This is a genomic window from Pseudomonas sp. SbOxS1, assembly GCF_013416725.1.
Lineage (GTDB): Bacteria > Pseudomonadota > Gammaproteobacteria > Pseudomonadales > Pseudomonadaceae > Aquipseudomonas.
On record NZ_JAAVXC010000004.1, the window covers coordinates 324354 to 347382 of the forward strand.

A 23029-nucleotide genomic window follows, 5' to 3' on the forward strand; every position below is an offset into this window, starting at 1 on the left:
TATCTGTTCAGGGTGGGCCGCGTATCTCTTAGTCGCACGCTTCGGACCTATTTATAAATTTGATAATCAACGGTGGGTCATACTACCTCAACCAATTGAAGATGGTGATGAGAGATGATGAGCGTCGTTGAGATATGTTCGCGACACTTATGGGCTCATGGCGACCATCACTGCCTTGATTGCGTCGACATAGCGCATCGAGGGTTTGCATACTGTTTTAGCCCATATTCCATCAAGCCCTGCCCCCCCCTGGTTAGGATATGCCAATAACGCTGGAGCTCCGTTATTATGTCAAAACCTTTTTTCACGGAAGCTAATCAAATGATGTAGCGATTCAGGAATTTTTAATTTTTTCCTTTAGATCGTCTAATTCTGACTGCAACCTAAAATTTTCCTCATTAAGTTTTTTAATAATTTCATTCTTTTCCTTATACCGCTTATTTACAAGCGTTTGTTGGGTACGAGCGACATACGGCTTTATTGAATCGGGGTTACGCTGGCCCAGATCCATTGCTACAGATGCAGAAACTGAAGCGTCCGAAGTATCCAACCTCAGCTCTGCGCGCTGTTCAAAGTTCGTTTGAATCCTGTGCTCAGCAAACATTCGCCTAAAGGCATGTATTGAGGTTCTAGCTTGAGTATTACCAATTGCTCTAAACGCTTTCCCGAATATATCAGATACACTTGTATCGTTCAGAGGTTGCCCAGTGCGCATTGACAGAAAAACCCTATCAAGGGTGACTGCCTCGTTGAACCCTTTCTCCTTGAGCATACTTTTACGTACAGTAGTTATAAACTCACTAATTCTGTAAGCGAGTAAAATAGGGATTCGATAGTTAAGATTTGCGTCAAACTTCTGCTTATCTGGGTTAACTATAATATAGTCATCAAGATTTTTTCCCAGCTCTTCTTGAGAAAACTGTGAGCAACGGAGGGAGTTTATGGACCCTCTGCGAAAGCCTACAGTACCGGCGATAGCCATCATCAAACTGTTTCGCTCTGAAATATATTTATTTCGTTCTTTGCGAAAGTAATCTTCGAGCTTACTAACGTCTTCTTCGGTAGCTGAGTACTCAGTAGCATGCTTACTAGATCGACCGATTCGTCTGTAATTTAAAGGGTACATACGGTGATAACCCTCTGACGATTTGTTTTTTTTAGCTTTCAAAGTAAAATCAGAAGTTATTGCACACTCATGCGCACCAATAAATCCGCATAGCTTATGGCGACTTTGGTACCAGTGATAAAAACAATAAATTATGGTGAGCCTACTATTAACGACCCTCTTAAGCTTTTTTTCTACGACTGAGCTTTTTGCCTTAAGTCGTTTTAGGTCTTCATCCCTGAAATTTCTGAGCGTACTATTTGTAGCACTTGTTATTGAAATCCTCTCGGACTCTATATAATTAAAATAAAGCACCAGATGATACATTTCATTTTTTACATACGTAAACGACCAACACTCATTCCGCTGCAAATGGATTGCGTAATCCATCAAGTCGTCGACAATCAGAAGATTCTCCGTATCAAAAGGAATTGGAATTTTAAGATCTGTCTCACCACTCCATCTAATTTGAATTGGCATCTCTTAACCTCCTCTTCAACTCTGTGATCGCACAACTCAAACTATTAACCTTATCCTCGAGCAACTCATTAACCCGAACAAGCTCAAGTTTTTGGCTCGCTGTGTAGGACTCAAGTACATTGATATATTTTTTTAGCCTTAAAATCTCCTCCTTGAGTTTTCCTATTTTATCTGTACGATCAATCGATGAGCTTTTATTTCGAACCAGCATTAACGCGTGCAAAGAAGCAACCACTTCACTCTTGAGATCAGGATACTTGTTTAGCGTATCGTTTGCGTTACGAGATATCGGGGCAATATCATCTCTGAACTTTAAGGTATTTTGAGAAAGATCCCAGCTATTAAATTGCCGTATGGTTTTTGGATAATACTCATCAGTTTGGAGATCAGAATTACTAAACACTTCCTTGAGCAGAGAGATTTTCAGCCGAATATTTCGAATAGCTTCGTTTCTGTTGCGTTCCGAAATTTTCATTTATGTTTCCCAAGATACGACTTATGATATATCAAAGTATTCTCTAAGTCCGCAATTTCATACTCCATATTAATCCTCGCAATAGAGGCCTCAGGCATTTTGACGACTTCCAATCTCATGTCAGCAAGATCCATTTCCATACCATAGACGTGCTCTTCAGAGGTCCAAGAAAACAGGCAGCCTCGACAAAGTTTTGGAGATGCTTTTTCCTTATTTAGCTTATTTTCACTTCGTTGCCAGCACTTAGACTTCGATTTGACCCGATTAGATCCAGCTAGGCACTGTGCATGTTTGAATGGTTGCGGAGCATGCCCTCTATTCTTGAGTCGCTCAACCAGCGTTTCAATTTTATCTTGGTCCGGCTCAGCATACTCGACAGATGAAAACATTTTCTTATAAAGAGCACGCATTAGCTTAGTGTATCCGCCGGACGTATTTTCACATGAAATGCTGCGATATATAATTTCGCTAAACTTTTCCCTGGTAGCGTCCGCCATACTCATCATTATCTCATCATTATGTATAATATGAGCTTCGGACTGTACTGATAAGTCCCAATCGTACAACTTACTAATTTCCGCAGATTCTGTTTGGGTTTGAGGGTTGGACACATATATTTGTGTGGTAGCAATATCCTCATGCTGAAGTTGATAAGATAAAAATGGCAGCATAAAATATTCGTATCTATTGATAAAAATTTTACAATACAGCCTTCGAAACATGTGTGGAGTAAGCCTAATCTGCTTGCCGATCGCAGAATATATAAAATTACCCGACATAGTTGGCTCAAAGCATTCAAAGTCAAACTGAGAATACTTATCCACCAACCCACTAGAATTAAATTGCTTGTAACGAAACAATGTTAAGTCACGATCTGTCAGCCTTGAATAATTATGATTCCTGAAGGGTTTTCCTGCGAATATCAACTGAAGCTTCTCTAAAATTGTAATTGCCGTCTTTGTCGCCGAAGCAATGAAAAAACCCACATAGTTCTTTACCGTTTTTTCTACATAGAACTGCTGAAAAAATATTCCCGCCTTCTCATTTATTACAACACCGCTACCCAATGAAATACCATATTTTTTATGAGTAAGTTCGCGCTTTCTCCTCGCATTAAAAATTGCAATAACGACGAAACATGAATTTAGAACTTCTTTTACCGAAGAGTTTAGAAATCTGAACCCATCTTTAACACTCGCTGACTCAATTGCATCAGGGTTGATAAGCCCAACTCTGCGTGCAAAACGCATAACCCTTGAAAATTTTTCTCGCACATCGCCAACTGTAGATAATTGTTTTAGCGCAAATGCTATAAGGTGTAGCGTTCGATTGCTTTTAGTGTTGATACATTCAAGAGAGTACTCTAATAGCATACCTGCGTCATAACTGTTAATATCTGCAGTCGTACCTGGGTTTTCTGTTAGCTTTTTTGCTAATTGAACATAGTTTTCATACGGAACAACTTTAGCTCTATAGTCATCTAGCGAGTGATAAAGTAGATTAATTGACTCTAGAGTTTGGCGTAACAGGCTATATTTCATACCACTAGCAGTCTTATTATTGGGCCGAAAAGTTGCTCGCCAACCTTTTGCTACTTGAAAATTCCGTACCCTATCAAAATAAATCGCAACCTCATTCCCACTAATATTTGTAGCTATAGCTGCTTGAAACCCGGCAGAGCTCAAACTCACCTTTGAGTTTGTGGACGTAAATATTGATTTAGAGGGATCTACAGCTGTATCTAAAAACCCGGTCAACCGCAAATCTATATCCAGGGCCTCATGCCAGCCATTTCTAGCTAGAACTCTCGCTAGCTTTAGCGCGAAAGGAGCTGAAATAGTGCTCAAGTCGAATATGTTGTTAAGCCAACAATATTCAAGAAACTTAATTATGCTAGAGAGCATGAAACATATGCGATTGCATTTGGAATTGCTGGGTGTATTAGAGACAGCGAAATAGTCCAAGGAATATAGCAACGCTACAAGGTAAGGCGTAAACCCAACGAATCTAGACGGTATTTCGTATACGGCGTTTGCAGGCAACCAATATCTTTTAAGATCTATCGGCTTCGCCTTTCTTTCGTCTGCGCGCGCGTCATGCTCTTTAATATGCAATACAAAATTTGAATCAAGAAACAAATCCTCTGAAAGGGGATTACACTTAATAATTTCAAATATGTCTTCACTCATGGACTGCCACCTAGCAATGCGCTTTCAATTTTATTCAATACATATCCAAACCTCGAACTTTTCACATAATTGTATAGCGCATCATTGAATGCGATTTTTGTACTAATAACAATATTGAAGCGCTCTTGATTTTCACTACGCAATCGCTGCCAGTTTTTAAAATAGTACTCTCTCGTCCTAACAATATTTAGAATCTCCTCCTCAGTTATTAGGATTCTTCTTTGAGGGCAGCCATCGTTTTTATGGCAGTTTTCAGCTGAGCAAATTAAATCTGCCCCTCTATCACTGTAAAGTCCCGTGTAGGGATCAACACATAATGAACCATCTCCAATACTCTTCCATTTATTTACATTGTTTTTTCTTGAGGCTATATTGAAGACAACTTTATTCTCAAGATCAACTTGAAACTGCAAATTTATTGAGGATGAAATATTCCTTGTTATAAATTGATCAAGATATCTCCCGGTAGTTCCAAGGCTGCTATGCCCGCCTCGCCGCCTAGCCGTTTCGAAGCTTTTCGATTTATAGGCATCAAGGCATAATACAGTTCTACGAATTTGGCTTAGTGAAAATTTAAACAAATCATTTCTTTTAATAAATCCTTCCGGCGTCATTAGAATAGTTGTAGACTGCCTCTCAGAAAATTTATCTCTAGTAGTCCAAGAATTCCAGACCTTCCTACTACCAACCGGTAACAACTCCAGTAGGTGCAGCTGATCGAAGTTCCAAATCAGTAATTCTATGGCATAAACCACATCAATTTCAGTTTTATCAATGAAAATAATAGGAGTATCATCATCTGTTTTATCTTTGAAACCTTGTAATGAATACGCGAAACCATCTTTGTTGCTGACTATCCCATCTCTGTCCATAGCGACGAGCGCATCTTGGTTCCACCCAGTCCTGCAAAGCAATAATATAAAAATCGCCTGTAACTCGATAGTTGTTAGGCGCTCCGGAGAAAAGAAAGTCTGGCGCGCACTATATCCCTCACGATCCAATATTCCTATTTCCAATAAGCTTCTCTTTAACCTATCCACTTTAAAAGCACCATAACCAATCATTGACTGATTACATTGAAAAACCCCCCTTCTAAAAATCGCTAAAACGTTCTCTGCAGTGTTATTACTTAATACTTTGCTTGTACCAGGCGAAGAAAGCTTTAACAATCTACTCATAACATCAGTCTCTTGAAAGCTTGTTAGGCTTTCACTTTCGAGGCCTTTTAACTTAAGTCGATTTTGCTTCGAGAAAAACAGATCTTGGTTGCATGCATCAATTATCTTAAACAAATCAGCCTGCAATATATTTGCCGAACTCTCGATTAAGTCTAGGTAATTTTTGTGAGGCACTGCACCGAGTGGAAATTCGCTTTCCAACATTTTTAGGTGACCTTCCATATTCAATATGGGTTGGAGTTTATGTTCGCGCCCCCCTAAATTTGCTTTGTACTTTACCGAATCTACGGTGATCTCTTCGGCAGCGAGGAATTTAGTATTGAGTACCGCGCGCCTAAACTTTGCAGAAATCTGTCGCATGGACTCGGATGTATGATCGGTTTCGCTGAGTCGATTTTCCAGAATTTTGAACAATGCATGTATTACTTTCGGTGTTATTTCCTGCTCACAAAGTTGACAAATTGCCCATCCTTGTAGATCCAACTTTAAACAAATAATTGCAGTTTTGATGAAATAAATCACATCAGTCCTGATTCGTTCTTCTAACGATAAATCAGATAATCTCCGCAAGACTGTAACCAACCATGAGTCGTCGCATAGTTCGAGCTCATCGAGATCGAAAAACCTCTCACTGTGATAGACATGATTGAAACTCTTGTACTTAACTAAAACTTTTAGAATTCGACCATTTTGCGTATCCAAGGTTGGCTCCTCCCCGAAAAATCAAGCGTAGCAGGGCCTTCGTTACCTTGCTCATGGCGTCACACTACATTGACGAGCGAACCCAAGGTCATGCTTGCCAGCGCCAGCAGGCCGAAGAACATCCCGGCCAGCGACATGCCCGCCAGGCCTATGCCCTGATAGACCACCATGATCAAACCAGTCAAGCCCAGCGACAGGCCGAACATTCGGCTGGCTGAGCGCTGGCGCTCCATGAGCACCACCGTGAGAATCGGTTGCACGCCCATGAGGGTCGCCATCACACCGGGTGTGACCTTGAGGTCGAGCGCCAGCAGATAAAAAATCTGATACGCCCCCAGTAACACCACACCCGTGGCCATCGCATACCGCATCGCTTTGCCGCCCTTGGGCAACTTCAACTTGAGCAACGGCATCAACAGCACCAGGCCACACAACGCGATGACGAAGCGAATCAACAGAAAGGCAAAGGGTGATGCGTGGGCCAGCCCCCACTTGGAGAAGATCGCCCCGCTGCTCCACAACAGGACGAACAGGCTCGTGGAAGCCGCCGCGAGCGCGGATTTTTTCGAAAGGACAAACATGAATACCACCTGTAGTCAGGCAAAAAGCCAACTCAGCCGAAGCTGAAATTCAGTAGTTTTTTTGCGGGCGTATTTGCAGGCAGGGAAACAGCGGAAAAACGCTGATCAGCCCGAAATGCCAACACCCGGCGGTGCTGCGACTGCGCACACCGGCGTGCTACTGACAGGTGGAGGGTAATGACTGATCTGCACAGGCTGCTGGTTCCCGCACGGCACGACGCCAGCGTTGACCGCTGAATCGACTACCGCGTTGATGAGGGATGCAGGCATTGGGCTGATCTTTTTCGAGAGGTTGAGAAAGCAGGTCACTGGGACCTGCTTGTGTTGACTATAACCAGAGCTCGACAGCCTTGGCAATGGGTTGGAGGGCGTGACAGGCATCAACCCGCTTGCAACAGACGGTTGAGGTACTGGCCGTAACCATTTTTTGCCAAGGGGGCCGCCAGTTTTTGCAGTTGATCGGCATCGATCCATTTCTGCCGGAAGGCAATCTCTTCAGGACACGCGACTTTAAGGCCCTGGCGACGCTCGAGCGTGGCAATGAACAGGCTGGCATCGAGCAGTGAGTCGTGAGTCCCGGTATCCAGCCAGGCGTAACCGCGCCCCATGATTTCTACCGACAGCCTGCCCTGCTCAAGGTAAAGACTGTTGATATCGGTGATTTCCAGCTCGCCCCGCGCCGATGGCTTGATGCTCTTGGCCATCTCGACCACGTCCTGGTCATAGAAATACAGCCCGGTGACCGCAAAGTTCGACTTGGGCTTGAGTGGCTTTTCTTCGAGGCTGATCGCCTTGCCCTGGCCGTCGAACTCGACCACGCCGTAACGCTCCGGGTCATTGACGTGATAGGCGAAGACACTCGCCCCGGCCTGGCGCGCCATGGCACTTTGCAGGATGTTGATGAAGTCGTGGCCGTGATAGATGTTGTCACCCAGGACCAGGGCGCTGGGGTCGTTGCCGATAAAGTCTTCGCCGATGATGAAGGCCTGCGCCAGGCCATCGGGCGAAGGCTGCACCGCGTAGGAAATGTTCAGGCCCCAGCGGGCACCATCCCCCAGCAGCTGTTCGAAACGCGGCGTGTCTTGCGGCGTGGAAATGATCAGGATATCGCGGATACCCGCCAGCATCAGGGTGCTCAGTGGGTAGTAGATCATCGGCTTGTCGTAAACCGGCAGCAGCTGCTTGGAGATGGACAGGGTCGCCGGATGCAGTCGAGTACCGGAGCCGCCGGCAAGGATGATGCCTTTACGATTGAGCATATTCATTTCTCCAGTATTTCTGCGAGCATCCGTGTCACGCCGACTTTCCAGTCAGGCAAGCTCAGCGCAAAGGCCTTTTGCAGTTTTTGCGTATCGAGTCGGGAATTGCCTGGGCGTCGTGCCGGCGTCGGGTACGCCTCGGTGCCGATCGCGTCGACCATTGCCTGGGTAACCTTGAGGTTCATGCCTGCCCGCTCGGCATGTTCGAGTACAAATCGAGCATAGCGACACCAGGTGGTTTCGCCAGTGGCGGCAAGATGGTAAATCCCGCCCAAACTCGGGTCGGCCAATACGCTACGGATGGCATGGGCGGTCACATCCGCCAGCAATTCGGCACCGGTTGGCGCGCCGAACTGGTCATCGATCACGGCCAGCTTTTCACGTTCGCGGGCCAGGCGCAGCATGGTCGTGGCAAAGTTGTTGCCCCGCGCGGAATACACCCAGCTGGTTCGCAAGATCAGATGCGCGCAGCCGCTGACGGCAATCGCCTGTTCGCCGGCCAGCTTACTGGCGCCGTAGACACTCAATGGCGCTACTGGATCGTTTTCCTGCCAGGGCCTGTCGCCAAGCCCTGCGAACACATAATCAGTGGAGTAATGCACCAGCAGGGCGTTGAGCCGCAGCGCCTCTCGAGCCAGCACTGCCGGCGCTTCGGCATTGACCCGATAGGCCAGCTGCGATTCGCTTTCGGCCTTGTCGACAGCGGTGTAGGCCGCCGCGTTGACGATAACGTCAGGCTTGATGCGCTGCACGGTGGCGGCCAGCCCCGGCAGATCATTCAGGTCGCCGCAGTATTCCTGGCTGGCGGAGTCCAGCGCCAACAGTTCGCCAAGGGGCGCAAGGCTGCGTTGCAGCTCCCACCCCACCTGGCCGTTCCTGCCGAGCAATAGCAGTTTCATGCGCTGCGCCCGGCATAGTTTTTCTCGACCCATTCGCGGTAGGCACCGGACTGGATATTGCGCACCCAATCCTGGTTGTCCAGGTACCACTGGACGGTTTTGCGAATGCCGGTCTCGAAGGTTTCTGCCGGCTTCCAGCCCAGCTCACGTTCGAGTTTGCGGGCATCGATGGCATAACGCCGGTCGTGCCCGGGCCGATCGGTCACGTAGCTGATTTGTGCATGGTAGGGCTGGCCGTCGGCGCGCGGACGCAACTCATCGAGCAACGCGCAGACGGTGTGCACGATCTCCAGATTGGTTTTTTCGTTCCAGCCACCGACGTTGTAGACCTCACCCACGCTGCCGGCCTCCAACACGCGGCGGATAGCGCTGCAGTGGTCCTTGACATACAACCAGTCGCGAATTTGCTGGCCATCACCATAGACCGGCAATGCCTGGCCGGATAGAGCGTTGACGATCATCAGCGGAATGAGTTTTTCCGGGAAGTGATAAGGCCCGTAATTGTTCGAACAGTTGGTGGTCAGTACCGGCAGGCCGTAGGTGTGATGATAGGCGCGCACCAGGTGGTCGCTGGCGGCCTTGCTGGCCGAGTAAGGGCTGTTGGGTTCATACGCGTGGCTTTCGTTGAACGCCGCTTCGTCCTTGGCCAGCGAACCGTAGACTTCGTCGGTAGACACATGCAGGAAGCGAAAGGCCTGCAGCGAATCGCTCGCCAGCCCCTTGGCATAGGCGCGCACCGCTTCCAGCAAACGGAAAGTGCCAACGATGTTGGTGTCGATGAAGGCTTGCGGCCCGTGGATGGAGCGATCGACATGCGACTCGGCGGCAAAGTTGAGAATGGCCCGGGGCCGGTGCTCTTCGAGCAAGCGCTCGACCAAGGCACTATCACCGATATCGCCCTGCACGAATACATGCTGCGCATTGCCCTTCAGGCTGCTGAGGTTATCCAGGTTGCCGGCATAGGTCAGCTTGTCCAGATTGACTACGGTTTCATTGGAGTGAGCCAGCCAGTCCAATACAAAATTTGCCCCAATGAAGCCTGCACCGCCAGTTACCAGGATGGTCATTGATTCAGACCTTTTTCAGTAAGGTTGCGAGGATCGGACCCAGGTTCTCAAAGACGCATTGCCCATTCAAACCGGCATGCTTGAAACCCGCGCAGCCCGGTTAAACCCAATGGCGTATTGCCAAGGTAATTCTGCTGTCGCAAGGATTGAATAAGGTTTTGAACAATCAGCGCACGCCAGTTCTGCGACCGGCTCCATATACTCTCTGGGCGCCCTGACGGCATTTACGGGCGACATTTGTAATATAGCAAAGCTCCAAAAAATAAAAAAAAAGATCGCCTGATGGCGATCTTTTTTCCTGTTCTTGTGGCCAACAGGTGTTCAGCCCAGCAGCCAATGGGCCAGCAAACCCAGCACGCCGATCGCCAATACCGGCCGCATTACCCGGTACACCTTGGGATAACGACGTTTCCACTGCTTGATCGCCCCACTGAACCTGTCGCTGAATTTCTTGCTCCAGGCATAGGCCTGATTGATCCCGCCCACGCGTTCATCCGCAAGGTTCTGCGGCGCGGTCGCGCGCCCCAGGAGGCTGCTGATCCGGCGGTTGATGCCGGTGATCAAGCGGTTACTGAGCGGTCGCTCGATGTCGCAGAACAGGATGACCCGGGTCTTGTCGGTTTCATTTTTGACCCAGTGCACATAGGTTTCGTCGAACATCACGTCTTCACCATCACGCCAGGCGTAGGCCTGACCGTCGACGTAGATGCGGCAAGCGTCGCTATTGGGCGTCGCCAATCCCAGGTGATAGCGCAGGGAGCCGGCGAAGGGGTCGCGATGCGGATTAAGATGACTACCACCCGGCAGCAGGGCGAACATGGCCCCTTTGACGTTGGGTATCGCGCTGACCAGCGCCACGGTTTGCGGGCACAGCAGCTCGGCCGAAGGCAAGGGTTCGTCGTACCACTTGAGGTAAAAGCGCTTCCAGCCCTTCTTGAAAAACGAACCGAATCCGGCATCGTTGTTCTTTTCCGCCGCGCGGATGTAACCCTCGTCAAACAGGTGCATCGCTTCGTCGCGGATAACTTCCCAGTTGTCCCTGAGCACATCCAGTTCGGGAAACCGGCTGCGGTCCAGGTAGGGTTTTGAAGGCACGCCGGAGAACAGGTACATCAGGGCGTTATAAGGGGCGAACAGGGCCGAATGGTTGACGAATTGACGCAAAACCGGCAAGCGCGCCTTGCCACGCAAATGCACATAGAGGGTACTGCCCAGGAACAGCAGCAACAACGACGCTTTCGCGGCAACCGAAATGCTCATCAACAACTCCTTGATCGATAGACATCTGCGCAACGCCATTCCCCGACGCGGCCGTTGGCATGATAACCACTACCAATCACGGGAAAAACCCGTTTAACCCGAGATACAGTGTCAAGCAATGCGTAACAAAGCATTTATTAACACAAGGTGCCTGAACGCTTGCTGATCCGCGTCACTCACACCCGATGAAGAAGGGAGACCCCCCTCTCCATCATTTGGAGCTAGCCGCCCGTTACTGCTGATTCTCCTGCTCGGTAAACAGATCGCTGAACAGCATGCTCGACAAGTAGCGCTCACCGGAATCCGGCAGGATCACCACAATGGTCTTGCCCTGCATTTCCGGGGTCTCCGCCAGGCGCACCGCCACCGCCATTGCCGCACCGCAGGAGATGCCGCACAGAATGCCTTCTTCCTGCATCAAGCGCAGGGCCATGGCCTTGGACTCCTCGTCGGTAACCAGCTCGACCCGGTCGACGATCGACAGGTCGAGGTTCTTCGGCACGAAACCGGCGCCGATGCCCTGGATCTTGTGCGGGCTCGGCTTGATTTCTTCACCGGCCAACTTTTGCGAAATCACCGGTGATACCGCAGGTTCCACTGCCACCGAGACGATAGGTTTGCCCTGGGTATTCTTGATATACCGCGAAACGCCGGTAATGGTTCCGCCTGTTCCGACCCCTGCCACCAATACGTCCACAGCACCGTCGGTATCGTTCCAGATCTCGGGCCCGGTGGTTTTTTCGTGGATGGCGGGGTTGGCCGGGTTGTCGAACTGCGCCGGCATGAAATAGCGCGCCGGATCACTGGCGACGATGTCCCCAGCCTTCTCGATCGCGCCTTTCATGCCCTTGGCCGGCTCGGTCAGCACCAGCTCTGCCCCCAGTGCCTTGAGCACCTTGCGGCGCTCGATGCTCATGGATGCCGGCATGGTCAGCATCAATTTGTAGCCACGGGCGGCGGCAACGAAGGCCAGGCCGATGCCGGTGTTGCCGGAGGTCGGCTCGACGATGGTCATGCCCGGCTTGAGTCTGCCTGTGCTTTCGGCGTCCCAGATCATGTTGGCGCCAATCCGGCACTTGACCGAGTAACCGGGGTTGCGCCCCTCAATCTTGGCCAGGATGGTGACGCCGCGCGGCGCGATACGGTTGATCTGCACCAACGGCGTGTTGCCGATGGAATGGGCATTGTCAGCGTAGATACGGCTCATGGCTGGGTCCTTAACGACAGCATTGAAATAGGGCATCAAGGTAAGCCTCTTGCCCGTGGGCGTCCAGTCAGGTCGAACGTCCGGATGTGAGCGCAGTCAATGGCTTTAGAACGCCAGAGAATTACCGCCATGAAACGTCGATACCGCTGGCCGTTGTGGAGCTTTGCCGGCCTCGTTGTGCTGCTGGTTACCCTGCACTTCGCCCTGCCCTACCTGGTGCGCGACTACCTCAACGACCGGCTGGCGAACATGGGCGATTACCGTGGCCAGATTGCCGACGTGGACCTGGCCCTGTGGCGCGGTGCCTACAAGATCAACGGCCTGAAAATCGTCAAGGTCGAGGGCAAGGTGCCTGTTCCCTTCGTCAGTGCGCCGCTGATCGACCTCTCGGTCAGCTGGCATTCCCTATGGTACGACCACGCGGTGGTCGCCGAAGTGAAGTTCGTCAAGCCTGAGGTCAACTTCGTCGACGGCGGGGCCAACAAGAAAAACTCGCAAACCGGCGAAGGCACCGACTGGCGCGCCCAACTGGGTAAATTGCTGCCGATCACCCTCAACGAAGTGCAGATCGACGATGGCAAGATCAGTTTTCGCAACTTCAACTCCAAACCACAGGTGAACATGAATGCCACCAAGGTCGACCTGAACATCTACAACCTGACCAACGTGGTCGACTCCAAAGGCAAGCGCGACGCCCGCTTCGAAGGCAAGGCGCTGCTGCTGGGGCACGCCCCCCTGGAAACCACGGCCACGTTCGATCCACTGAGCAATTTCGAGGATTTCGAGTTTCGCATGCGGGCCCGGGACATTCAGCTCAAACGCATGAACGACTTCGCTTCGGCCTATGGCAAGTTCGACTTCAATGCCGGCCACGGCGATGTGGTCATCGAAGCCGAGGCGAAAAAAGCCAGATTGACCGGTTATATCAAACCGCTGCTCAGGGATGTCGATGTGTTCAACTGGCAACAGGATGTGGAAAACAAGGACAAAGGGATTTTTCGTTCCATCTGGGAGGCTCTCGTCGGCGGTTCCGAAACCGTGCTGAAAAACCAGGCCAAGAACCAGTTTGCCACCCGGGTCGAGCTACGCGGCAACGTCCATCAAAAAGATATCAGCGCGTTCGAGGCGTTTTTGCAGATTTTACGCAATGGTTTCATCCAGGCATTCAATGCACAATATGAACGACCCAAGCCGGATGCCGGTTAACGTTTGCGCGTGACGGTGTAGCGCCCGGTTTCTTCGGCTGCCCGTGGCGGATTTGCTTGCTGTTGCAAGAAGTCCCATCCCAGGCAGGCCAGGGCCAGTGAGCGCGGTACCGCCTCGCGACCACTGCTGTAGCGGCTGATACTGCGGGCGCTGACCCCCAGCGCCTCGGCGGCCTGATTGAGCGGCAATCCGGTGCGAGCACGCCAGTCGATGAAGATCCGGGTATTTTCGTCCGAAGCGTTTTGCGCAAGCGCATCCAGGTACAAGGTGTCGGCACCGATCTGGATGTCCTGCTCAGGCCACTCCACACACCAGCCGTCATCCCCCAGAGCGGCCCCCTCGAAAGCGCTTCCCAGCAGGGGTTGCAAGCCCGCAAAGGCCTGCAGGTCGCGACTCAGGTCCAGGGTCAGTCGTTGACCATCGATGAACGTCAGCGCCAGCCGATAGTCCGGCAATACTTCCACTGCCGATAGTCGTGGTCGCTTCATGGGTAACATCGTTTCCAATCCTCCAGCAATTGCACCTGATGGGCCCTGACCCACTCCAGCGCTTCCTTGATAATCAGCGGCGGTGCCTTGCCCACCATTACTTCGACGGTTTCCAGGCTCAGCATGACATCCAGCCCGCCACCGGTCAGATGAACGTGGGGCGGTGGATGATCTTTCTCGCGCAGTTGAATGCGATACGTATCTCGAAATCGATATTTGGTAGACATGCCCGGCAAGCTATCGCCATTATGGCGATAGCTCAATACTGGCCAGCCGCCGAGACTGAGTCAAGATGTGACGCTCCATTCAGAGACTGAATAAGCCGTCTGCGTTCACAGTCGACCGGCCACCGCGTTATAGTCAGGCCTGACCATTTTATTGCACCTTTTATTGCACCCCGCGCCCTGCCTCGCTCAGGCCGGCGTTACCGTTCGAGGATTAGCAGATGAAGTTCGAAGGCACCCAGGCCTACGTCGCCACCGATGACCTTAAGCTGGCGGTCAACGCCGCCATCACCCTGGAGCGGCCGCTGCTGGTCAAGGGCGAACCAGGCACCGGCAAGACCATGCTCGCCGAGCAACTGGCCGACTCCTTTGGCGCCAAGCTGATCACCTGGCACATCAAATCCACCACCAAGGCTCATCAGGGCCTGTACGAGTACGACGCGGTCAGCCGCCTGCGCGACTCGCAGCTGGGCACGGAAAAGGTCCACGACGTTCGCAACTACCTGAAGAAGGGCAAGCTCTGGGAAGCGTTCGAGTCCGAGGAGCGGGTGATCCTGCTGATCGATGAAATCGACAAGGCCGACATCGAGTTCCCCAACGACCTGTTGCAAGAACTCGACAAGATGGAGTTCTACGTCTACGAGATCGACGAGACCATCAAGGCCAAGAAGCGCCCGATCATCATCATCACCTCCAACAACGAGAAAGAGCTGCCGGACGCCTTCCTGCGCCGCTGCTTCTTCCACTACATCGCGTTCCCGGATCGCACCACGATGCAGCGGATCGTCGACGTGCACTACCCGGACATCAAGAAAGACCTGGTCAGCGAAGCGCTGGACGTGTTCTTCGACGTGCGCAAGGTTCCGGGCCTGAAGAAGAAGCCTTCGACCTCCGAGTTGGTGGACTGGCTGAAGCTGCTGATGGCCGACAACATCGGCGAAGCGGTGCTGCGCGAACGCGATCCGACCAAGGCCATTCCGCCACTGGCAGGCGCCCTGGTGAAGAACGAACAGGACGTGCAACTGCTTGAGCGCCTGGCGTTCATGAGCCGTCGCGGCAGTCGTTGATCATCTGGGGCAAATGCCATGCTGCTCAATCTGTTCAATGAAATGCGTGCAGCCAAGGTACCGGTCTCGGTGCGCGAGCTGCTGGACCTGATCAACGCGCTTAAACAGCGCGTGACCTTCGCCGACATGGACGAGTTCTATTACTTGTCCCGGGCGATCCTGGTGAAGGACGAAAAGCATTTCGACAAGTTCGACCGGGCCTTCGGGGCCTACTTCAATGGCCTGGAAAAGCTCGACGATCACCTGCAGGCGTTGATTCCGGAAGACTGGCTGCGCAAGGAATTCGAACGCTCCCTGACCGATGAAGAACGGGCGGCGATCCAGTCCCTTGGCGGCCTGGACAAGCTGATCGAGGAATTCAAGAAACGCCTGGAAGAACAGAAGGAACGCCATGCCGGCGGCAACAAGTGGATCGGCACCGGTGGTACCAGCCCGTTCGGTTCCGGCGGCTTCAACCCGGAAGGCATTCGGGTTGGCGATGCCGGCAAGCGCCAGGGCAAGGCCGTGAAAGTCTGGGACCAGCGCGAATACAAGAACCTCGATGACTCGGTCGAGCTGGGCACGCGCAACATCAAGGTTGCCCTGCGCCGCTTACGCAAATTCGCCCGCCAGGGTGCCGCCGAAGAACTCGATATCGATGGCACCATCGACCACACCGCCAAGGATGCCGGGCTGCTGAACATCCAGATGCGTCCGGAACGGCGCAACACCGTCAAGCTGTTGCTGCTGTTCGACATCGGCGGCTCGATGGACGCCCACGTGAAGATCTGCGAGGAGCTGTTCTCGGCGTGCAAGACCGAGTTCAAGCATCTGGAGTACTTCTACTTCCACAACTTCATTTATGAATCGGTGTGGAAGAACAACATGCGCCGCACCTCCGAGCGCACCTCGACCATGGACCTGCTGCACAAGTACGGGGCCGACTACAAGGTGATCTTCATCGGTGACGCCGCCATGGCGCCCTACGAAATCACCCAACCGGGCGGCAGCGTCGAGCACTGGAACGAAGAAGCCGGCTATGTGTGGATGCAGCGGTTCAAGGAGAAGTACAAGAAGCTCATCTGGATCAACCCGTACCCGAAAGATACCTGGGGCTATACCTCGTCGACCAATATCGTGCGGGATTTGATTGAGGACCAGATGTATCCGCTGACGTTGCGGGGGCTTGAGGAAGGGATGCGGTTTCTTTCCAAATAATCTCGGTTGTCTGGACTGGCGCCATCGCGGGCAAGCCCGCTCCCACAGGTCTCGGTGTGCATGCGCCGTGCACTGAACCTGTAGGAGCGGGCTTGCCCGCGAAGCTTTTATCGGTTCAAAAACCGCTGCAAATACTCGACCTGCTCGCGATGCGCAACCTCCTGCACCACCGGCCGCAACCGCACCTGCGCCCCCGGCAGGCACTGCGCCAACCGCGCCAGTGCCAACGGCGTCAACGCCCCCAACCGCGGATAACCGCCAATGGTCTGCCGGTCATTGAGCAGCACAATCGGCTGCCCGTCCGGCGGCACCTGCACAGCGCCCAATGGAATGCCTTCGGAAATCATCGGCTTGCCCTGGTACTGCAATGCCGTACCCAACAGGCGAATACCCATGCGGTCGGCACGGCTGTCGAGGCTCCACACGCTGTTGAACGCATCGAACAGACTCTGCCCGCTGAACTCACCTATCTGCGCACCGAGCACCAGGTCCAACGGCGTATCAAGCTTCAGGTCCGGGCGCTGTTCTGCGCTCAATTCGCGCAGCAACATCACCGAATTGCCCGAATAGCTCAAACTTGCGCCTTTATCCAACGCACGCCCCATGCCATCCAGGCCGCCGAGTTCCTCACGAACCACCGTCGCGCTGCTGCCCAGGACTTTCGGCGCATCGAAGCCACCCGGCGCGGCCAAGTAGGCCCGGGCGCCGAGCAGTGGCTGGGTGAATTGCAATTGCTGGCCCTTTTGCAGCCTGAAGCTGCGCCACGGCGCCAGCGGCTCGCCGTCCACCTTCGCCCCCAGATCGGCCCCGGCAAACGCCAGTACGCAATCGTCTTGCGCCACCACGGTGAACCCGCCGAGGGTGATTTCGATCACCGGTGCATCCAGCCCGTTACCCAGCAACCAGTTGGCCCAGGACATCGAACGCCAATCAGCCGCGCCGCCCTGGGTCACGCCCAGATGCCGCACGCCGAAACGGCCGGCGTCCTGCAACAGGCACAGCGGTGTGCTCGCTTCAATCGTCAGACGGCTCATGCCTGCGCCTCCAATGGCGTATCGTCACCGCCCAGGTTGATGAATTCGGCATGGCCGACCGCTTCGAAACGCACGGTGTCGCCCGGTTGCATCAGGCTGTAGCCGTCACGGTTACGGTCGAACAATTTGGCCGGTGTGCGACCGATCAGGTTCCAGCCACCGGGCGATACCACCGGATAGGCGGCCGTCTGCCGCTCGGCGATACCGACACTGCCGGCGGCGACTTTCTTGCGCGGTGTGCTCAGGCGCGGTGCGGCGAGTACTTCTTCCACCAGGCCCATGAACGCGAACCCCGGTGCGAAGCCCAGGGCGAACACCTGATACTCGCGCTCGCTATGACGGCGAATCACCTCGTCCACCGCCAGCCCGCTGCGTTGCGCCAACAAGCTCAGCTCCGGGCCGACACTCAAGTCGTACCACACCGGCAGCACATGGCATTTGCCACGGGTGCGTGCATTAGGCGACAGGTCGATCAGTGCCTGGGCAATCAATTCCTGGGCCTGGGTCGGGCTCAACGCGGTCAGGTCGTAATGCACCATCAAGGTCGTGTAGGACGGCACCAGGTCGATCAGGTGTTCACCAAACGCCGCCCGCAGACTTTCACTGGCGGCGAGCATCCATGGCATGTTGGCTTCGGCGATTTCATCGAACAGACGCACCATCAGGCAATCGAGCGCGACCACTTCTACCCGCAGTTTCATGACGCGCCCTGCTGATTCAAGGCATCACGAATGCGCCGCACGGCGGCCACCGAACTGGCATTGTCGCCGTGCACGCACAGGGTGTTGGCCTGCAGGTGCAAGGCGCTGCCGTCATTGGCGGTGAGGTGATCGCCACGGGCAATGATCAACGCCTGCTCGATAATTTTTTCCGGCTCGTGATGCACCGCCCCCGGCAGTTGCCGCGAGACCAGCATGCCGGCGCTGTCGTATGCGCGGTCGGCGAAAGCCTCGAACCACAGGGTCACGCCGTACTCTTCGCCCAACTGCTGCGCGGCACTGTTGTCGCGGGTGGCCATCAGCATCAACGGCAGGCTGCGATCATAGGACGCCACCGCTTGCAGTACGGCGCGCAGTTGCGCGGGGTTGGCCATCATGTCGTTGTACATCGCGCCGTGGGGTTTGACGTAGCTGACCCGCCCGCCCTGGGCCCGGCAGATGCCGTCGAGGGCGCCGATCTGGTAATGCAGGATGTCCTGCAGCTCCTGGGCGGTATAGGCCATGGAGCGGCGGCCAAAACCGACCAGGTCCTGATAGGCCGGATGCGCGCCGATCTGCACACCGTGGCTGAGGGCCAGGCTGACGGTCTTGCGCATGATGCTCGGGTCGCCGGCATGGAAACCGCAGGCGATGTTGGCGCAATCGATGAAGGGCATGACCTCCGCGTCCAGACCCATGGTCCAGTTACCGAAACTCTCGCCGATGTCGCAGTTCAATAGCAGGCGGCTCACGATGAACACTCCTGTAGGCTTTATTCTTTTTAGCTGCCGGACATATCCGTAGGACATGCCCGCAGGTTATCAGTTACTGGGCGTCGAGTTGCTTGCCACGGGTTTCCGGCAAACTCAGGGCGGCGAGGATCACCACGCCGTAGGACACCGCCGCAAAGGCACCGATCCCCACGCTCAGCGGCACGGTCTGGCTGAGCAGGCCGATCAGCAGCGGGAACAACGCCGCCAGCGCCCGACCGATGTTGTAGCAAAAGCCTTGGCCCGAACCGCGAATCCGCGTTGGAAACAGCTCGGTCAGGAACGAACCCATGCCGCTGAAAATCCCCGAGGCGAAGAAGCCCAGTGGGAAGCCCAGCCACAGCATCACGCCGTTACTGACCGGCAATTGGGTGTACAGCAGCACGATGGTGAACGAGCCGACGGCGAACAGGATGAAGTTCTTCTTGCGACCGAGGATGTCGGTCAAATAGGCGCTGATGACATAACCGACGTAGGAACCGACGATCACCATCGCCAGATAACCGCCAGTGCCGAGTACGCTCAAGCCGCGTTCGTTCTTCAGGAAGGTCGGCAGCCAGGACGTAATCGCGTAGTAACCGCCCAGCGCACCGGTGGTCAGCAGCGAAGCGCGAATGGTGGTGAAGAGCATGCCGGGGGCGAAGATCTCGTAGAACTTCGACGGATTGCTTGGGGCCTCCTTGGCCTTGGCTTCGCGGTAGATTTCCGGGTCCTTGACCAGGCGGCGAACGAAGATCACGAAAATCGCCGGCACGATGCCGAGGATGAACAGTGCGCGCCAGGCATCTTCCGGCGGCATGATCGAGAACAGCAGCGCGTACAGGATCGCGGTCAGGCCCCAGCCCAGCGCCCAGCCCGATTGCACCATGCCCACGGCCTTGCCGCGGTCCTGGGCGCGGATCACTTCGCCGATCAGCACCGCGCCGGCGGTCCATTCGCCGCCAAAACCGAAGCCCATCAGGGTCCGCGCAATCAGCAGTTGCTCGTAGCTCTGGGCGAAACCGCAAAGGAAGGTGAAGAAGGCAAACCACAGCACGGTCAGTTGCAAGGTGCGCACACGGCCGATGCGGTCGGAGAGAATCCCCGCCACCCAGCCACCAATGGCCGAAGCGATCAGCGTGCTGGTGTGGATCAGCCCCGCCTGGCCGGTAGTGATGCCCCACATGGCAATCAGGGTCGGCACCACGAAGCTGAGCATCTGGGTGTCCATGCCATCCAGGCCATAGCCGATCTTGCAGCTCCAGAAGGTGCGGCGTTCCTGCTGATTGATGTTGCGATACCAATCGAAAGGTCCCGGGCGAGCCGTGGCTTTCGGAATGGCGGTGGTGTCGGGCGCACTCATGGCAAATCTCCGCGCTGGTTTTATTGGTATTGTTCTGAGCCCCGACGACGCCTATCGTGGGAACCGGATGTGTCGATTCTTGGACGCGCCAGCCCTCTGCGTCCAACTAATAAAAACCCGCCCTAGCCATAAGAAAAACTTGATCACATGAACCTGAAGTTTCTCGAGACATTCGTCTGGGTCGCCCGGCTCAAGAGTTTCCGCCTCACCGCCGACAAGCTTTTCACCACCCAGGCGTCGATTTCCAGCCGCATCGCCGTGCTCGAAGGCGAGCTTGGGGTGAAGCTGTTCCTGCGCGACTCGCGCGGTGTGAGCCTGACGCCGGAAGGCTTGAAAGTGCTCGAATACGCCGAGCAGATGATGGACACCATGCAGGCGCTCAAGCAGTCGATCGAGACCCGTTCAAGCAAGGCCGGGCGCGTGCGCATCGGTGTGATGGACACGGTGATCCACACCTGGCTGAGCCCGCTGGTGGCGCAGATGACCGATCACTACCCGCTGGTGGAAATCGAACTGGTGGCCGATACCTCGCTCAACCTCTGCGATCAGCTGCAAAAAGGCTTTCTCGATGTAATCCTGCAAACCGATCTGCTGCGCCAGGAAAGCGTGCGCAGCCTGGAATTGGCCAGCCACCCCATGGGCTGGATCGTCGCCAGCAATTCGCTCTACAACCGCGACTACTCAGGCATCGCGGACCTGGCGAACGAGCGGATCATTACCTACTCGAAAAACTCCCACCCGCATCAGGAAGTGCTCGCCCTGATGCAGGCCAACGGCGTGCTGGCGCCACGGCTGAACTGCGTGAACTCGGTCTCGGCGATCACCCGGTTGCTGCGTGACGGCTTTGGCATCGGTGCCTTGCCGCCGGTGCTGGTGGCGGAGGAACTGGCTCGGGGTGAATTGACCTTGCTGGATATCGACCAGCGACCACCGGACCTGCAAGTGGTGGTGTCGTGGCGGGTGGGCGTGGAATGGGTCGAGGAGATCGTGACGTTGTGCCAGCAGGTGCTGGAGGGGTATGCGCGTCGGGTGGGTGAGAATTACATTACCTTGGCCGACTGATCGCATACTGTGTGGTGAGAGGATTTTTGTGGCGAGGGGATTTATCCCCGTTCGGCTGCGCAGCAGTCGCAAAGCCAGTGTATGCGGTGTATCTGATATTCCTCTGTTGCAGGTTTTGGGGCCGCTTCGCAGCCCAACGGGGATAAATCCCCTCACCACAGGAATCCCCTCGCCACGTTACAACCCGCGTAAATCCCGCTCTTCGATCGGCCGGCTCTGGCGCAGGCGCTTGCCGCCCAACACCACCCAATCGATCAGGCGGAACAGGCACTCGATCCCGAACGACAGCAGCAACGCGCCGCTCATGCCCCAGATCATCGCCTCCGGGGTCAACAGGATCTGGTAGCTGTAGCCGTTCCAGGTTTCCTTGCGAATGTCCGGGTCCGCGGCCAACACCACTTGCAGGAAGCGGATGTACCACGGCCCTTGCATTGCCTGGAACTGCTTGTCCAGTGCCACCTGGCGAGTCAGCAGGTTGCCCAGGCTGTCGGCGTCGCTGCGAAAAATCGGGTCTTCACTGGCGCGATAGTGGGCGACCAGGGCCTGCATGTCGCCCTTGAAGAATTGATTGGCCGTGTTCTGGAACCCGCTCAGCCCGGCCTGCGCTTCAATCAGGTGCGCTTCGACCCGCTTGGCGTAATCATTGATGAACCCCGGCACCTGGACACCGATCAACAGGCCCGCCGCAAACAACACCAGCCGTAGATAACTGAGCAACATGGGGAAGATCCTTATTCGGTGCGGCCCTGGCTGACGCATTCACCGCGTCGCCACAAGCTCCATTGGCCTGGCTCGTAGCGGGTCCAGGTTTCATTTTCGGTCAAGGGCTCGGTGGCGATCACCGTCACCACATCGTTGGGCGTGGTTTCGGCCTGGAAGTCGACGATCACATCGACGTCCTTCAGGCGCGCCGGGCCGAACGGGGCACGACGGGTGATCTGCGCCAGTTTGGTCGAGCAGTAGCAGAACAGCCAGTCGCCATCGCTGAGCAGGCAGTTGAACACGCCCTTGCTGCGGTATTCGGCGCAGGCAGCGACCAGGTCCGGCAGCAGTTCTTCGACCTCCACGGGCTCGGGAAACGCGGCCCGCACACGGTTGAGCAAGTCACAGAACGCCGCTTCGCTGTCGGTATCGCCAACAGGGCGGTAGAAGCTGGCCGTGGGCTGCAGATCCGCCAGCTGGCCATTATGGGCGAAGCACCAGTTACGCCCCCACAACTCGCGCACGAAGGGATGGGTGTTGGAAAGGCAGACCTTGCCGACGTTGGCCTGGCGGATATGCCCGATCACCACTTCGCTCTTGATCGGGTAGCGTTGCACCAGGTTCGCGACTTCCGACTCGCAGCTCGCCGCCGGGTCCTGGAACAGGCGCAAACCGCGACCTTCATAGAAAGCGATGCCCCAACCATCCCGGTGCGGCCCGGTACGCCCACCGCGCTGCATCAGCCCGGTGAAGCTGAACACGATATCGGTCGGGACATTGGCGCTCATGCCCAATAACTCACACATGTTCAAACTCTCGCTTCTATGGCAGGGGCAC

21 protein-coding genes and 1 pseudogene are annotated in these 23029 nt (G+C 54.5%); 4 read left to right on the forward strand and 18 right to left on the reverse strand.

Annotation, left to right across the window (positions count from 1 at the left end; translation table 11 throughout):
* Positions 1-334: 334 nt before the first annotated feature.
* From HFK74_RS07700 to cysK, 10 genes and pseudogenes are all read right to left on the reverse strand, one after another.
* Positions 335-1585, reverse strand: a complete 1251-nt coding sequence (locus HFK74_RS07700; RefSeq protein ID WP_180203002.1) for a hypothetical protein — start codon at positions 1583-1585, stop codon at positions 335-337.
* Positions 1569-2060: a hypothetical protein gene (locus HFK74_RS07705; RefSeq protein WP_180203003.1), complete on the reverse strand. Its 492-nt coding sequence runs from the start codon at positions 2058-2060 to the stop codon at positions 1569-1571. Before HFK74_RS07705 ends, HFK74_RS07700 begins: the two co-directional genes overlap by 17 nt.
* Positions 2057-4249, reverse strand: coding sequence for a hypothetical protein (locus HFK74_RS07710; protein WP_180203004.1), 2193 nt, complete (start codon positions 4247-4249; stop codon positions 2057-2059). The genes HFK74_RS07705 and HFK74_RS07710 overlap by 4 nt, the downstream gene beginning before the upstream one ends.
* On the reverse strand, positions 4246-6129 hold the full coding sequence (locus tag HFK74_RS07715) for a hypothetical protein (RefSeq protein WP_180203005.1): 1884 nt from the start codon (positions 6127-6129) through the stop codon (positions 4246-4248). Before HFK74_RS07715 ends, HFK74_RS07710 begins: the two co-directional genes overlap by 4 nt.
* 71 nt (positions 6130-6200) lie before the next feature.
* Positions 6201-6710: pseudogene (locus tag HFK74_RS07720) on the reverse strand (EamA family transporter); the annotation flags it as partial.
* 380 nt (positions 6711-7090) lie between these two features.
* Positions 7091-7969, reverse strand: a complete 879-nt coding sequence (rfbA, locus tag HFK74_RS07725; protein WP_180203006.1) for a glucose-1-phosphate thymidylyltransferase RfbA — start codon at positions 7967-7969, stop codon at positions 7091-7093.
* Between the two features lie 2 nt (positions 7970-7971).
* Positions 7972-8868, reverse strand: a complete 897-nt coding sequence (gene rfbD / locus HFK74_RS07730; protein ID WP_257230269.1) for a dTDP-4-dehydrorhamnose reductase — start codon at positions 8866-8868, stop codon at positions 7972-7974.
* The gene (rfbB, locus tag HFK74_RS07735; RefSeq protein WP_180203008.1) at positions 8865-9935 is read right to left on the reverse strand and encodes a dTDP-glucose 4,6-dehydratase; all 1071 of its coding nucleotides are present in this window, start codon (positions 9933-9935) and stop codon (positions 8865-8867) included. Before rfbB ends, rfbD begins: the two co-directional genes overlap by 4 nt.
* Before the next feature lie 321 nt (positions 9936-10256).
* Positions 10257-11195: an aspartyl/asparaginyl beta-hydroxylase domain-containing protein gene (locus HFK74_RS07740; protein ID WP_180203009.1), complete on the reverse strand. Its 939-nt coding sequence runs from the start codon at positions 11193-11195 to the stop codon at positions 10257-10259.
* A gap of 232 nt (positions 11196-11427) precedes the next feature.
* Positions 11428-12402, reverse strand: coding sequence for a cysteine synthase A (gene cysK / locus HFK74_RS07745; protein WP_180203010.1), 975 nt, complete (start codon positions 12400-12402; stop codon positions 11428-11430).
* Between the two features lie 129 nt (positions 12403-12531).
* On the opposite strand from cysK, the gene HFK74_RS07750 reads away from it, so the two are divergent.
* Positions 12532-13608, forward strand: coding sequence for a DUF748 domain-containing protein (locus tag HFK74_RS07750; RefSeq protein WP_180203011.1), 1077 nt, complete (start codon positions 12532-12534; stop codon positions 13606-13608).
* Here the strand turns inward: HFK74_RS07750 and HFK74_RS07755 are convergent.
* Both HFK74_RS07755 and HFK74_RS07760 read right to left on the reverse strand, forming a co-directional pair.
* Positions 13605-14105, reverse strand: coding sequence for a DUF2442 domain-containing protein (locus HFK74_RS07755; RefSeq protein WP_180203012.1), 501 nt, complete (start codon positions 14103-14105; stop codon positions 13605-13607). The two genes, HFK74_RS07750 and HFK74_RS07755, sit on opposite strands and share 4 nt — an antisense overlap.
* On the reverse strand, positions 14093-14323 hold the full coding sequence (locus HFK74_RS07760) for a DUF4160 domain-containing protein (RefSeq protein ID WP_033047627.1): 231 nt from the start codon (positions 14321-14323) through the stop codon (positions 14093-14095). The genes HFK74_RS07755 and HFK74_RS07760 overlap by 13 nt, the downstream gene beginning before the upstream one ends.
* A gap of 218 nt (positions 14324-14541) precedes the next feature.
* Between HFK74_RS07760 and HFK74_RS07765 the strand changes: the two genes are divergently transcribed.
* Together HFK74_RS07765 and HFK74_RS07770 are read left to right on the forward strand one after the other, a co-directional pair.
* Positions 14542-15387, forward strand: coding sequence for a MoxR family ATPase (locus HFK74_RS07765; RefSeq protein WP_008055443.1), 846 nt, complete (start codon positions 14542-14544; stop codon positions 15385-15387).
* A gap of 18 nt (positions 15388-15405) precedes the next feature.
* The gene (locus HFK74_RS07770) at positions 15406-16584 is read left to right on the forward strand and encodes a VWA domain-containing protein (protein ID WP_046816791.1); all 1179 of its coding nucleotides are present in this window, start codon (positions 15406-15408) and stop codon (positions 16582-16584) included.
* A gap of 107 nt (positions 16585-16691) precedes the next feature.
* On the opposite strand, the gene HFK74_RS07775 is transcribed toward HFK74_RS07770, so the two are convergent.
* The 4 genes from HFK74_RS07775 to HFK74_RS07790 all read right to left on the reverse strand — a co-directional run bounded on the left by HFK74_RS07775 (position 16692) and on the right by HFK74_RS07790 (position 20428).
* A complete protein-coding gene (locus HFK74_RS07775) occupies positions 16692-17618 on the reverse strand; it encodes a biotin-dependent carboxyltransferase family protein (RefSeq protein WP_180203013.1) in 927 nt (308 codons plus the stop codon).
* Entirely contained in the window at positions 17615-18319 is a 705-nt protein-coding gene (pxpB, locus tag HFK74_RS07780) for a 5-oxoprolinase subunit PxpB (protein WP_180203014.1), read from the reverse strand. The genes HFK74_RS07775 and pxpB overlap by 4 nt, the downstream gene beginning before the upstream one ends.
* Entirely contained in the window at positions 18316-19068 is a 753-nt protein-coding gene (locus HFK74_RS07785; RefSeq protein WP_180203015.1) for a 5-oxoprolinase subunit PxpA, read from the reverse strand. The genes pxpB and HFK74_RS07785 overlap by 4 nt, the downstream gene beginning before the upstream one ends.
* 73 nt (positions 19069-19141) lie before the next feature.
* Positions 19142-20428, reverse strand: coding sequence for an MFS transporter (locus HFK74_RS07790; RefSeq protein ID WP_180203016.1), 1287 nt, complete (start codon positions 20426-20428; stop codon positions 19142-19144).
* 147 nt (positions 20429-20575) lie between these two features.
* On the opposite strand from HFK74_RS07790, the gene HFK74_RS07795 reads away from it, so the two are divergent.
* Positions 20576-21490: a LysR family transcriptional regulator gene (locus HFK74_RS07795; protein ID WP_180203017.1), complete on the forward strand. Its 915-nt coding sequence runs from the start codon at positions 20576-20578 to the stop codon at positions 21488-21490.
* 177 nt (positions 21491-21667) lie between these two features.
* Here HFK74_RS07795 and HFK74_RS07800 read toward each other — a convergent pair whose 3' ends face one another.
* Together HFK74_RS07800 and HFK74_RS07805 are read right to left on the reverse strand one after the other, a co-directional pair.
* A complete protein-coding gene (locus HFK74_RS07800) occupies positions 21668-22210 on the reverse strand; it encodes a DUF2937 family protein (RefSeq protein ID WP_020797831.1) in 543 nt (180 codons plus the stop codon).
* Between the two features lie 11 nt (positions 22211-22221).
* Positions 22222-22998, reverse strand: coding sequence for a class II glutamine amidotransferase (locus HFK74_RS07805; protein ID WP_008056134.1), 777 nt, complete (start codon positions 22996-22998; stop codon positions 22222-22224).
* Between the last annotated feature and the right edge of the window lie 31 nt (positions 22999-23029).